This is a genomic window from Citrobacter sp. Ce119 (assembly GCF_030334525.1).
Lineage (GTDB): Bacteria > Pseudomonadota > Gammaproteobacteria > Enterobacterales > Enterobacteriaceae > Citrobacter > Citrobacter europaeus.
In genome coordinates this window covers 1-12,656 of sequence record NZ_JAOWDR010000005.1, presented here as the reverse complement: position 1 = coordinate 12,656, position 12,656 = coordinate 1, and the positions used below count along the sequence as shown (strand labels likewise).

General features: G+C 54.2%; 14 protein-coding genes and 1 pseudogene. 8 read left to right on the top strand and 7 right to left on the bottom strand.

Annotated elements, in window-relative coordinates; translation table 11 throughout:
* Positions 1-64 precede the first annotated feature (64 nt).
* The 5 genes from phnL to phnP are packed head-to-tail and all read left to right on the top strand — an operon-like array spanning position 65 to position 3,629.
* Positions 65-751, top strand: coding sequence for a phosphonate C-P lyase system protein PhnL (gene phnL, locus OGV80_RS00090; RefSeq protein WP_043018513.1), 687 nt, complete (start codon positions 65-67; stop codon positions 749-751).
* On the top strand, positions 748-1,884 hold the full coding sequence (gene phnM / locus OGV80_RS00085) for an alpha-D-ribose 1-methylphosphonate 5-triphosphate diphosphatase (protein WP_286513133.1): 1,137 nt from the start codon (positions 748-750) through the stop codon (positions 1,882-1,884). Before phnL ends, phnM begins: the two co-directional genes overlap by 4 nt.
* A gap of 2 nt (positions 1,885-1,886) precedes the next feature.
* Positions 1,887-2,441: a ribose 1,5-bisphosphokinase gene (gene phnN / locus OGV80_RS00080; RefSeq protein ID WP_199995246.1), complete on the top strand. Its 555-nt coding sequence runs from the start codon at positions 1,887-1,889 to the stop codon at positions 2,439-2,441.
* Entirely contained in the window at positions 2,428-2,862 is a 435-nt protein-coding gene (gene phnO / locus OGV80_RS00075) for an aminoalkylphosphonate N-acetyltransferase (RefSeq protein ID WP_286513131.1), read from the top strand. Before phnN ends, phnO begins: the two co-directional genes overlap by 14 nt.
* Before the next feature lie 8 nt (positions 2,863-2,870).
* Complete coding sequence (gene phnP, locus OGV80_RS00070; RefSeq protein WP_286513129.1) at positions 2,871-3,629, top strand: phosphonate metabolism protein PhnP; 759 nt, start codon at positions 2,871-2,873, stop codon at positions 3,627-3,629.
* Positions 3,630-3,681: 52 nt separating this feature from the next.
* Here the strand turns inward: phnP and OGV80_RS00065 are convergent, their stop codons facing one another.
* From OGV80_RS00065 to OGV80_RS00050, 4 genes are all read right to left on the bottom strand, one after another.
* Positions 3,682-4,023: a HigA family addiction module antitoxin gene (locus OGV80_RS00065; RefSeq protein WP_043018115.1), complete on the bottom strand. Its 342-nt coding sequence runs from the start codon at positions 4,021-4,023 to the stop codon at positions 3,682-3,684.
* 26 nt (positions 4,024-4,049) lie between these two features.
* Positions 4,050-4,352 (bottom strand): type II toxin-antitoxin system RelE/ParE family toxin, encoded by a 303-nt coding sequence (locus tag OGV80_RS00060; protein WP_075145335.1) that lies wholly within the window; start codon positions 4,350-4,352, stop codon positions 4,050-4,052.
* 156 nt (positions 4,353-4,508) lie between these two features.
* Positions 4,509-4,838 carry a DDRRRQL repeat protein YjdP gene (gene yjdP, locus OGV80_RS00055; protein ID WP_286513127.1) on the bottom strand — a complete coding sequence of 110 codons (330 nt, stop codon included), beginning with the start codon at positions 4,836-4,838 and terminating at the stop codon, positions 4,509-4,511.
* Between the two features lie 69 nt (positions 4,839-4,907).
* Positions 4,908-7,172, bottom strand: a complete 2,265-nt coding sequence (locus OGV80_RS00050; RefSeq protein ID WP_213733650.1) for a hybrid sensor histidine kinase/response regulator — start codon at positions 7,170-7,172, stop codon at positions 4,908-4,910.
* A 114-nt stretch (positions 7,173-7,286) separates the two neighbouring features.
* Here OGV80_RS00050 and OGV80_RS00045 point away from each other — a divergent pair, with 114 nt between their 5' ends.
* The 3 genes from OGV80_RS00045 to OGV80_RS00035 all read left to right on the top strand — a co-directional run bounded on the left by OGV80_RS00045 (position 7,287) and on the right by OGV80_RS00035 (position 10,813).
* Positions 7,287-8,810 carry a sugar ABC transporter ATP-binding protein gene (locus tag OGV80_RS00045; RefSeq protein ID WP_075145337.1) on the top strand — a complete coding sequence of 508 codons (1,524 nt, stop codon included), beginning with the start codon at positions 7,287-7,289 and terminating at the stop codon, positions 8,808-8,810.
* Positions 8,803-9,798, top strand: coding sequence for an ABC transporter permease subunit (locus OGV80_RS00040; protein ID WP_047406945.1), 996 nt, complete (start codon positions 8,803-8,805; stop codon positions 9,796-9,798). Before OGV80_RS00045 ends, OGV80_RS00040 begins: the two co-directional genes overlap by 8 nt.
* A 73-nt stretch (positions 9,799-9,871) precedes the next feature.
* A complete protein-coding gene (locus OGV80_RS00035) occupies positions 9,872-10,813 on the top strand; it encodes an ABC transporter substrate-binding protein (protein ID WP_003826688.1) in 942 nt (313 codons plus the stop codon).
* A gap of 71 nt (positions 10,814-10,884) precedes the next feature.
* Here OGV80_RS00035 and OGV80_RS00030 read toward each other — a convergent pair whose 3' ends face one another.
* The 3 genes and pseudogenes from OGV80_RS00030 to OGV80_RS24445 form a co-directional block, all read right to left on the bottom strand.
* A complete protein-coding gene (locus tag OGV80_RS00030) occupies positions 10,885-12,291 on the bottom strand; it encodes a KPHS_23130 family T6SS system protein (RefSeq protein WP_286513124.1) in 1,407 nt (468 codons plus the stop codon).
* Positions 12,288-12,548, bottom strand: coding sequence for a PAAR domain-containing protein (locus tag OGV80_RS00025; RefSeq protein WP_043018109.1), 261 nt, complete (start codon positions 12,546-12,548; stop codon positions 12,288-12,290). Before OGV80_RS00025 ends, OGV80_RS00030 begins: the two co-directional genes overlap by 4 nt.
* Position 12,549: 1 nt before the next feature.
* Positions 12,550-12,656: pseudogene (locus OGV80_RS24445) on the bottom strand (T6SS immunity protein Tli3 family protein); the annotation flags it as partial.

The following is a 12,656-nucleotide window of genomic DNA, read 5'->3' as shown; positions in this document are numbered from 1 at the left end:
TGTAGGCCTGATAAGCGAAGCGCCATCAGGCAATCAAACGAAAAAACGCTTAAAGAGGCTAAAAATGAACGCGATCCGCGTTGAAAATGTCAGTAAAACCTTTGTCCTGCATCAGCAAAACGGCGTGCGTCTGCCGGTGCTGCAAAACGCCACGCTGGACGTTAAAAACGGCGAATGCGTGGTGCTGCACGGTCACTCGGGCAGCGGCAAATCCACGTTGCTGCGTTCGCTGTACGCCAACTATCTGCCTGATGAAGGCCACATCCACATCCGCCACAACGATGAATGGGTCGATCTGGTGCAGGCTCCGGCGCGTAAAGTGCTGGAAGTTCGTCGTTCAACCATCGGCTGGGTGAGCCAGTTCCTGCGCGTGATCCCGAGGATTTCCGCGCTGGATGTGGTGATGCAGCCGTTGCTGGATCTCGGCGTATCCCGTGAAGAGTGTGCAGCCAAAGCGGCTAACCTGCTTACCCGTCTGAACGTGCCGGAGCGGCTGTGGCACCTGGCGCCTTCGACCTTTTCCGGTGGTGAACAGCAGCGCGTCAACATCGCCCGCGGGTTTATCGTTGATTATCCAATTCTGCTACTCGATGAGCCTACCGCCTCGCTGGACGCCAAAAATAGCGCCGCCGTCGTCGCATTAATTGAAGAAGCGAAAGCCCGCGGCGCAGCAATTGTCGGCATTTTTCACGATCAAACCGTGCGCGACCGCGTAGCGGATCGTCTGCATCTGATGGGAACAACAGCATGATTATCAATAACGTAAAGCTGGTACTGGAAGATGAAGTGGTGCAAGGATCGCTGGAAATTGAAGGCGGAACGATCCGCGCCTTTGCCGAAAGTCAAAGCCAGCTGCCGCAGGCGCTGGACGGCGAAGGCGGCTGGCTGCTGCCAGGGCTTATCGAACTGCATACTGACAATCTCGACAAGTTTTTCACCCCGCGACCGAAGGTAGACTGGCCTGCCCACTCGGCGATGAGCAGCCACGACGCCCTAATGGTGGCCAGCGGCATTACCACCGTGCTGGACGCGGTGGCGATTGGCGATGTGCGCGACGGTGGCGACCGTCTGGAAAATCTGGAGAAGATGATCAATGCAGTGGAAGAGACGCAAAAGCGCGGGGTCAATCGCGCCGAACACCGCCTGCATTTACGCTGCGAACTGCCGCATCACACTACCCTGCCGCTGTTTGAAAAACTGGTCGGTCGTGAGCCGGTGACGCTGGTATCGCTGATGGATCACTCGCCAGGCCAGCGTCAGTTCGCCAACCGCGAGAAGTACCGCGAGTATTATCAGGGCAAGTATTCACTCACCGACGAGCAGATGGCCTACTATGAAGAAGAACAATTAGCCCTGGCTGCGCGTTGGTCACAGCCCAACCGCACGGCGATTGCCCAGATGTGCCGTGAGCGCCAGATTGCGCTGGCGAGCCATGACGATGCCACCAGCGAACATGTGCTGGAATCGCACCAGCTTGGCAGCGTGATCGCCGAATTTCCTACAACCTTCGCGGCGGCTGAAGCCTCGCGCCAGCATGGAATGAACGTACTGATGGGCGCACCCAACATCGTGCGCGGCGGCTCTCACTCCGGTAACGTGGCGGCCCATAAGCTGGCTGAGCTGGGTCTGCTGGATATTCTCTCCTCCGACTACTACCCCGCCAGCCTGCTCGATGCGGCATTTCGCGTGGCGGACGATAGCGCCAACGGCTTTACGCTCCCGCAGGCGATTCGCCTGGTGACCCGCAATCCGGCGCGGGCATTAAATCTCGACGATCGTGGCGTTGTTGCCGAAGGCAAACGCGCGGATCTGGTGCTGGCGCACCGCAAAGGCGGCAACATCCATATCGACCACGTCTGGCGCCAGGGAAAAAGGGTATTCTGACTATGGGTAAACTGATCTGGCTGATGGGGCCCTCCGGCTCCGGTAAGGACAGTCTGCTGGCAGAACTGCGCCAGCAGGAACCGACACAACTGCTGGTGGCGCACCGTTACATCACCCGCGCTGCCAGCGCCGGGAATGAAAACCATATCGCGCTGAGTGAACATGAATTTTTTATCCGCGCCGGGCAGAATCTGCTGGCGCTGAGCTGGCACGCGAACGGCTTCTACTACGGCGTCGGCGTAGAGATAGACCTCTGGCTGCACGCCGGCTTTGATGTGGTGGTCAACGGCTCGCGCGCACATCTGCCCCAGGCGCAGGCCCGTTATGGCGCTTCTTTGCTTCCCATTTGCTTACAGGTTTCTCCGGCAATTCTCCGCCAGCGCCTGCAGGCGCGTGGGCGGGAGAGCGAAACGGAAATCGCTGCCCGCCTTGAACGCGCGGCGCGCTACGCACCGTATGACTGCCACGTCCTGAATAACGATGGTAGTTTGCTACAGTCTGTCGATACACTGCTCGCACTGATGGGACGCAAGGAGAAGAAACATGTCTGTCTGTGAATTACGCCGCGCCACGCTCTACGATACCAATGCGGTTTACGCGCTGATCTGCGAGTTGAAGCAGGGTCAGTTTGACCTGCAGGCTTTTAGCGCTGGTTACGCCGCAAATCTGCAAGATCCCAATATGCACTACCAGTTGGCGTTAATCGACGGACAGGTCGTCGGCTTGATCGGTCTGCACCTACAGTTTCATCTGCACCACGCTAACTGGATTGGCGAAATCCAGGAACTGGTGGTGATGCCGCAGGCGCGAGGGTTAAGGGTCGGCAGCCAGTTACTGGCCTGGGCCGAAGCCGCCGCGCGCGAAGCGGGCGCAGAAGTCACCGAGCTTTCCACCAGCACCCAACGCCTTGACGCGCATCGTTTTTACCAGCGCGAAGGTTATACCATGAGCCATTTTCGCTTCACCAAACCGGTGTAGGGGGAGCCATGAGTCTGACCATTACGCTGACGGGAACGGGCGGCGCGCAGCTGGTGCCGACATTTGGCTGCGATTGTGCGGCCTGCCAACGAGCACGCTTACAGGTGCAATACCGTCGACGCCCTTGTAGCGGGGTGGTCAAATTCAACAATGCGGTGACATTGCTGGACGCGGGGATCCCACATCTGATGGACGACTGGCCAGCGGGCAGCTTCCAGCAGTTTCTGCTGACCCACTATCATATGGATCACGTGCAGGGGCTATTTCCGCTGCGCTGGGGCGTGGGGGCAACTATCCCGGTGTACGGACCGCCGGATGATCAGGGTTGCGACGATCTGTTTAAGCATCCCGGCATCCTCGATTTTAGCCATACCGTTGCGCCATTTGTGGTGTTTGACCTGCAAGGATTGCAGGTCACGCCGCTGCCGCTCAACCATTCAAAGTTGACGTTTGGCTATCTGCTGGAGTCCGCGCACAGCCGCGTGGCGTGGCTCTCCGATACCGCCGGACTTCCCGACAAGACGCTGAAGTTTCTCCACAATAACCAGCCTCAGGTGATTATCATCGACTGCAGCCACGCCCCGCGCGCCGAACCGCCGCGCAATCACAGCGATGTAAATACCGTTATCGCCTTAAACGAAGTTATCCGCTGCCCACGGGTGATCCTGACGCATATCAGCCATCAGTTTGATCTGTGGCTGATGGAAAATCCGCTACCAGCAGGGTTTGAAGCCGGATATGACGGAATGGAGATTGTGCTGGAGTAAGGAAATTAGCCGGATGCGATGAAAACATCTTATCCGGCCTACAAGCTGACAGTCAGGCGACTTTTTTAGACTCGCCATTTCGCTGAGCGATAAAATCTTTAACCGAAACAATGCGGTTCAGTTCTTCTTGCGCCCGCATGTCATTTTCAACTTCCCACAGGTCAACCGCCGACTGTAAGTTACGCCAGAAATCAACGGAGGTATCGAACGCTTTGGCCAAACGAAACGCCATATCCGTTGTTAATTTGCGATTATTGTTGACCAGTGCGCTCACCGTATTGCGATGAACATGCAGTATTTCAGCCAGATCGTTAATTTTCAGCTCGAGCGGCTCCAGGTATTCATATTGCAGGATATCACCCACAGTAGTTGGTTTTCTGGTTGCCTGTTTCATATCTTTACCTTAGATTTTCTCTAGTTCTAGTAGATGTGTGGATCTAAGTACACATCTTCGGCCTTACCGTTAATCCATTTGAATATTAATCGGTACTGCTTGTTTACTCTAATTGAAGAATATTCCTGCAACTTTCCGGTTAACTCTTCATATCTGTTACCGGGTGGCGAGCGCAAATCCCGATGCGAAACAGCCGCATTAATAATATCCAGCTTTCTGGCTAATGCAGTATGAATATCCGCAGGTATTTTTCTGTGCGATGTCGCCCGCTCAAAAAAATCTTCAAGCCATGTATCCCGAAAACTTCTGATGTTTAATGATTTAGACATTCCATTGCCAGCTCCTCTTCCATAAGCATAGAGAGATTGTAACGCACACACGCACTGTGCTCAAGTGCATTTCTTGACATAAAATGGCGAAATATTTAGCTGACAGGTGAATCCCTGCCTGGGAGACAAAATACTCATATATTTAAAGCGTTATAGCTAACGATCGTAATCTTCTTCCATTCTGCGTTCTTCGTCTTCTAACTGACGCCGTTCCTGATCGAGCTGGCGCTGACGATCATCCAGTTGGCGACGTCGATCTTCAAACTGGCGGCGGCGATTGTCATATTGCCTGCGCCGGTCGTCACTCATCTGGCGCTGCCAGCTTTCATCCCGGGAGTCATCATAATCCCGCCCGTTGTCCGGTTTGTATGCGTCGTTAATCGCCTGCTGAATATTGCCAATGGCGTCATCGATAATATCCGCCTGCGCCGAAACGGTGGTCATCATCAGCAGAGTGAAAAGTAAGAATGTCGTGGAGTGTTGCATAAAACCAGCCTCATCGAGAAACTCGCTCCACGGTAATCAAAGCGTATTTTCGCGGGTAGCGGAGGAATCTCAATTACGCGAATGCCGCAGCGCCTGCGCCAGTTCTCCTCGGGTAAAAGGTTTACGCAGTAATGCCACATCCGGCAGCGCTGGGTTATGCGCCGGACGTAAATCCTGACCGCTAATCAGCAGGATGTTCAGTTGCGGATAATGTGCCAGCGCATGATTAACCACATCCACGCCGCTTAACCCCCCCGGCAACATTAAATCGCTGATAAAAATATCAATCTCGGATGAAGCCGCCAGCATATGCATCGCCTGTTCGCCGTTGGCGGCCTCTAACGTCAGATAGCCCAGCAGGTGTAACTGCTCACATAACGTCTGGCGCACATCGGCTTCATCTTCAAGTACCAGCACCAGTTTTTCATCGCTGTTCGCCGCATGTACCGCCACCGGTTCTGCCTGAGCCTGCACCGGCACAACGGCGCGAGGAAGCTGCAATCTGACCGTCGTTCCCTGTCCGGGCGCGCTTTCAATCTCCACCCGGCCACCGGACTGGCGCACAAAACCGTAGACCATCGATAGCCCCAGCCCGCTGCCGCTACCGGTCTGTTTAGTGGTGAAAAACGGTTCGAAGACCTGAGCTTTCACCTCCTGCGACATCCCGCTTCCCTGGTCGGCAACCTCCAGCATCACCATATCCTGCTTACGCCCATCGCTGCGCGTGACCCGCTGATTCCAGGTACGGATTTTAATCGTGCCCGCCTGCCCGTCCATGGCGTCACGGGCGTTCATCACCAGATTGATAATGGCGTTTTCCAGTTGGCTGACGTCAATCCACGCGGGCCAGGCGGGAGACTGGGCTTCAATCTCCAGCGTCAACGTGGCCGGAAGAGAGTGGCGCATCAGTTCGCCCAGGTTTTCCAGCAGCGTTTTCAGCTCCACCGCATGAGGGTGCAACGACTGTTTGCGCGAAAAGGCCAGCAGCCGCTGGGTAAGCAGCGCCCCGCGCTCGGCGGCTTTAAGCGCCCGATTGACCCGCGGCGCATCGGGCGAGTCTGGGTTCACCAGATCCAGGCTGCCAATAATCACCGCCAGCAGGTTATTGAAATCATGCGCTAATCCGCCCGTCAGTTGCCCCACCGCCTTCAGCTTTTGGCTATGCAATAGCGCTTCCTCCAGCCCCTGGCGCTCGGTGCGGTCGATTTCCATCTGGCTGGTTTTTTCTTTTAGCAATCGGGTGGTGTGCTCCAGCGACGCTGTATTACGGGCAAAGACGCTAAAGGCGCGGGCCAGCTCACCCAGCTCATCGCGACGCTGCAGGGCCGGTACGCTGACGTCCGATTCACCGTGCGCCAGCCGGGTCATCGCCCGTGAAATGGCCGTCAGGTTGGAACCGAGGTTACGGTAGATATACCACCCGGCAAAGCCGGTGATCACCACCGCCAGCAGCGCAAACGCCAAAATAAACAACGCGCCAGATTGCAATTCCTGATGGCTTTGCGCCACCCGCTGTTCGGAGATCAGCGCCACCTGCGAGGCATACTGGTTGATATCGCTGTTGAGGATCGCCACCAGCGCTTTGATATGAAACATATACCAGTTGATCGCCAAATCGCTTTGTTCCAGCGCGGAAGAGAGTGGCTCCAGCTTATGCAGTTCCTGGTTGAAGTCGTTGAGGATGTGGCTAATCAGCGGATTATTGGCTTGCAAAGGCAGCGCAGGCATCACGCCATTCAGTTGTTTCACCACCGAACGCGGCGTGGGTGTTTCAATGGCGGCGATAATTAATCGGTCTATTTGTCCCAGCAGCACGTCATCCTGCGCGCCGGTGAGCTTTTGCAGATGACGTAAATAACTTTGATTCTGATACAGTGAACTGAGCAACGCGTTACGTTCCAGGTGTCGCAGTTGCCCGCGCTGCAGCATACCTTCCACGCTGCTTTGTAGCTCCTGACTACGCTGGATAATACGCTCAACCAGCACCGGCTCCTGCTGAGCCAGCGGCGCATTAGCCAACTGTTCCAGCGAATCCTTCAGCGCCCGTTGCGTCTCCTGCAGCCGCTCCGCTTCACCTTTGTATTCCAGCGCGCCAACCACCTGCGACAGCCGCACCGCCGCCGTCGCCACGTTCGCCGTATCCCGCGCCAGGTTCATGCTGCTGGTCATGTCATCAACGGTTTGCTGCTGCACCTGCTCCTGGATCTGACTGGCGTGCTGAAACCCCAGCACCGCCACGCCGCTCACCATCAGCGTAACCGCGACGACCAGCAGATTGAAGAACAGCAATCGTCCGCGCGCACTGGCGAAAAAGTGACGTCCCGGTTGCGGCATATCACGCTCCGTGAAGAAAAATCGCAATATGACAAATATGAACGGCTTCTGACATTTTGCATTTACATTCCTGTGATGGACTGCTGATATCGGCCACCCCACAGGAGATCCGCCATGAGCAGGACACCGGTTCTGGAGATGCGCAACATTGCCAAAGCGTTTGGCAAATTTTACGCGCTAAAAGGGGTCGATTTAACGGTCTGGCCGGGTGAGATTCATGCCCTGATGGGTGAGAATGGCGCGGGGAAAAGCACCCTGATGAAGATCCTCGCGGGTGCCTATACTGCCACCAGTGGTGAGATCCTGATTGACGGTCAGCCGTTCCACATTCGTGGGCCAAAAGATGCGCTCAGCGCGGGCATCACGCTGATTTACCAGGAGATGCAGCTCGCGCCCAACCTGACGGTAGCGGAAAATATCTTTCTTGGCAGCGAGCTGTCGCGCGGCGGTCTGGTCCAGCGTAAAGAGATGGTGATGCAGTCGCAGAAAGTCATCGACCGACTCGGTGCCCAGTTTAAGGCCAGCGACCGTGTGATGACATTGACTATCGCCGAACAGCAACAGGTGGAAATTGCCCGCGCCCTGCACCGTAACAGCCGCATTCTGGTGATGGATGAACCCACCGCCGCCCTCTCCTCACGTGAAACCCACCGCCTCTTTGAACTGATCATGCGCCTGCGCGATGAAGGGATGGCGATTATTTACATCAGCCATCGCATGGCGGAAGTGTATGAACTCTCGGATCGCGTCAGCGTCCTGCGCGACGGGCAATATGTTGGCAGCCTGACCCGCGACAAGCTCAACGCCGCGGAGCTGGTGCGCATGATGGTGGGCCGTCCGCTAAGCGATCTGTTCAACAAAGAACGCGATATTCCCTTAGGGAAAGCGCGCCTCAACGTCCACCACCTGACCGACGGCCATAAAGTCCAGCCGTGCAGCTTGCTGGTGCGCTCCGGGGAGATCGTCGGCCTGGCCGGACTAGTCGGAGCCGGACGTTCTGAACTGGCTCAGTTGATTTTTGGCGTGCGTAAAGCCATCGGCGGCATGATTGAAGTAGACGGTGAGCCGGTGGTGATCCACTCCCCGCGTGAGGCGATTGACCACGGCATTGGCTTTCTGACGGAAAACCGCAAAGAGCAGGGACTGTTTTTAGAGCTGGCAGCGGCAGAAAACATCACCATGGCGACGCTGGAGCGTGATGCCAACTGGGGCATGCTCGATCGCAAAAAGGCGCAGGCTATTTCCGATGACGCCATCAAATTGCTCAACATCCGCGTGCCGCACGCGCAGGTACGCGCAGGCGGGCTGTCCGGCGGTAATCAGCAAAAACTGCTGATTTCGCGCTGGGTCGCGATCGGCCCACGTATTTTGATCCTCGATGAACCCACGCGCGGCGTGGATGTTGGCGCCAAAAGCGAGATCTACCGGATCATGAACGATATGGCGCGCAAAGGGGTGGCGATCCTGATGATCTCCAGCGAACTGCCGGAAGTCGTCGGCATGAGCGATCGCGTGTACGTCATGCGCGAAGGCAGTATTGCCGGCGAGCTGAACGGACAAAGTATTACCCAGGAAAATATTATGACGCTGGCTACCGGCGTGAACGACTCCCACCATCAGGCGGTGCCCCATGAATAATCCAACCCCTCCCCAGCAGGTGGCGAAATCCGCCTCCGCGAAAAGAATGCTGATGAGCGATCTGATGCAAACGGTCGGCATCTTACCGATTCTCATCCTGATTGTGGCGGTCTTTGGCTTTATCGCGCCCAACTTTTTTACCGAAAGCAACCTGCTGAATATTACCCGTCAGGCGTCGATCAACATCGTGCTGGCGGCTGGCATGACCTTCATTATTTTGACCGGCGGGATCGACCTCTCGGTTGGCTCGATTCTCGGCACCACCGCCGTCGCAGCCATGGTCGTTTCTCTTATTCCTGAGCTTGCCATGCTTTCGATTCCGGCGGCGCTGATGCTCGGCCTGGTGCTGGGGTTGTTTAACGGCGCGCTGGTCGCTTTTGCCGGACTACCGCCGTTTATCGTCACGCTTGGAACGTATACGGCGTTACGCGGCGCGGCCTACCTGCTGGCCGATGGCACGACGGTGATTAACTCCAATATCAGCTTCGAATGGATTGGTAACAACTATCTCGGGCCGATCCCATGGCTGGTGGTGATTGCGCTGGCGGTGGTGGTGGTGTGCTGGTTCATTCTGCGCCGTACCACGCTCGGCGTTCATATCTACGCGGTCGGCGGCAACATGCAGGCCGCACGCTTAACCGGGATCAAAGTGTGGCTGGTGCTGCTGTTCGTCTACGGCATGAGCGGTTTGCTTTCAGGTCTTGGCGGGGTGATGAGCGCCTCGCGGCTGTACAGCGCCAACGGCAACTTAGGCATGGGTTACGAGCTGGACGCCATCGCGGCGGTGATCCTTGGCGGCACCAGTTTTGTCGGCGGGATCGGCACCATTACCGGCACGCTGGTGGGGGCGTTGATCATTGCCACGCTCAATAACGGCATGACGCTGATGGGCGTCTCCTATTTCTGGCAACTGGTGATCAAAGGGGCGGTGATCATCATAGCGGTGCTGATCGACAAATACCGTACCCGACACCATCAAAGTGCATAGACAAACTTGCCGGATGGCGCCGCAATCGCCTTATCCGGCCTATAACAACAATACCCTACGTGAGGAAACGAGTATGCGTTTGAAGCCATTAGTGACCGCGCTCTGTGCTGGCGCACTGCTTGCTGCAGCTCCGTTTGTGCAGGCAAAAGAACTGAAATCGATCGGCGTTACGGTGGGCGATCTGGCCAACCCGTTCTTCGTGCAAATAACCAAAGGCGCGGAGCTGGAAGCACGCAAACTGGCGGGGGATAGCGTTAAAGTGACGCTGGTGTCCAGCGGCTACGATCTGGGGCAACAGGTGTCGCAAATCGACAACTTTATTGCCGCCAAAGTCGACATGATTATCCTTAACGCCGCCGACTCTAAGGGCATCGGCCCGGCGGTAAAACGCGCGAAAGACGCCGGGATTGTGGTGGTGGCCGTTGACGTGGCGGCGGAAGGCGCAGACGCGACCATTACCTCCGATAACACCCAGGCAGGTGAAATGGCCTGTAAATACATTACCGACCGCCTGAAAGGCAAAGGCAACGTCGTCATCATCAACGGGCCGCCGGTTTCCGCCGTCCAGAACCGCGTGGAAGGTTGCCAAACCGAGTTCAAACGCCACCCGGACATCAAGGTGCTGTCGCATAACCAAAACGCCAAAGGCAGTCGCGAAGGCGGGCTGGAGATCATGACCGCGTTGCTGGCGGCGAATCCGAAGATCGACGGCGTATTCGCCATTAACGATCCGACTGCGATCGGTGCCGATCTGGCGGCAAAACAGGCGCAGCGTAGCGAATTCTTTATTGTCGGCGTAGATGGATCCCCAGACGGTGAAGAAGCGCTGAAGCGCGAAAACTCACTATTTGTGGCGACTCCGGCACAAGATCCGCAGGTGATGGCTGCCAAAGCGGTCGAAATCGGCTATGACATATTGCAGGGGAAACCCGCCCCGAAAGAACCCGTGCTGATCCCGGTGACGATGATCGATAAAAACAACGTCGGCAGTTATAAGGGTTGGACAGTGAAATAAATCCTGAACCGACTAAGGCTCCTGCCACAAAAAGAGTCAAAGAAGCAAGAGCGCCCGTCAGGGCGCTTACCTCATAAAAACTGAGAGTAATAAATATCCATTTTCTCCTCTATATTATGACTCAGTATAAAAGAAAAAATCATAACCGCCGTGTAAATAACCAGAATACCAATAACCAAAGGTGTAAACGTATACCAGGGGTGACTTTGGAACAGTTCCAGTGGTACGAGACTTACAAATCCCATACACCATAAAATAATTGCGCACAATTTTATGACTCTCCAATAATCATGGAAATCCAGCTTATCAAGTGCCGGATAAGATCCTGGATATTTAGCCGCTATTATGCCGGATTGAATAGCATTTGCGGATGTACTGGCGAATAACTGATGTCCTTGCCCATATTTTGCAGCATCCGCAGCCAATGCCAATACAACCCAGCGCTGAACCTCTGTGCTTTTCCCAGTGACGGCCTCCAGTTCATATCGGCTATCGGCCAAAATGCTCGTTTTTGCGTTTTCTATCCCACTAAATAATACGAACTTTGACTGCTTATCCAGTGAGTTGAACCATAGTTTTTTTATTTTACTCACATCCACTTGCTGTGCAGAAAGATATGTACTTACGATTTCATCAAGATAGTAAGGGGTACTGTCCATCATGCGCAATAAATATAAAGGTGTGTCTTTATCTTTAAGCAGTTGTGTATTGGTAAAAATAAAAGCATTAGCACTTTCAAAAAAGTCAAAATTATTTTCATCATGCAATTCAACTGCAATAACCAGGTTATTTTCAGAAATATTTAAATCAACCCAGTCATTAATTAAGAAATAATCAGGGCACTCGTGAAGGATATTAATTTTTCCGACTTTATCGTTGGGGACGCTCAGGCTTGCCAGCACCGCCTTGAAACTACTGCCGATAGTGTCATCAGCTCCCTTAACGTACAGCCAGGTATTAAAAGGCCGATAATCCCTGACAAGAGAATATTTGAGGGGCTCTATCAATTGCCTTAGCACTTTATCAACTCTGGTGTCATCCATTGAGTCAACTTCAATATCAATGCGTAACGGCGTTGCAGAACCTGCTGGCGCTTCCCCCTCTAGTTTCTGAATTTTTAATGCCAGTTCAGGTACCGGCAGAATGGATGAATAGTCTAAAAGAGGCAATGCCCGTATTGCCCAGTTTTTCCACTGATTCATACCATACTGCTCAAGATAACCCGCATAGTAACATGGAAAAGATATAACACCGTAAGTGATTACCATCACACACCAGATTGCCAACACTATTAGCGATGGGATACCTATTGCATTCCATATCAGATCATCAGGAACTTTCTTGTCCTGCAACCAGTTGAATATATTGTATGTTATAAAAAACAGAAAGATAGCACAGCTAATGATCAGCATAATATTCAGCGGGAATTTTTCTGGTTCTTCATAGGGATTCTTGTTTGGTATCTTCCATTTCCTCATTTGCTTGTCCCCGCTGTTGGCAGTGTGGTTTTAATTGCACAACCACATGCGGCCCTACAACCATCCACAACGACGCCTTTGCCATCCATTGTCCAGGTTGGCTCAAAATCAAGTATTGGGAAGGTACCTTTGTGCAGAATACAAACCACAGTATCCCCCATTAAGGCGACAGCAATTCCCATAAACTTGCTACCAGAAGCTTTATTAACATATCCGCCATTTTCCAGCGGATCGTTTAGCCTGATTACACCTTTCATATTATTTCCCCGCATCCATATCGCAGTTCATCCGGGTCCAGCCCTTATAGCCCACCACTTCCGGTTCTTTGTCCGGCAGGTTTTGATAGTTGGCCTTATAACCTTCCG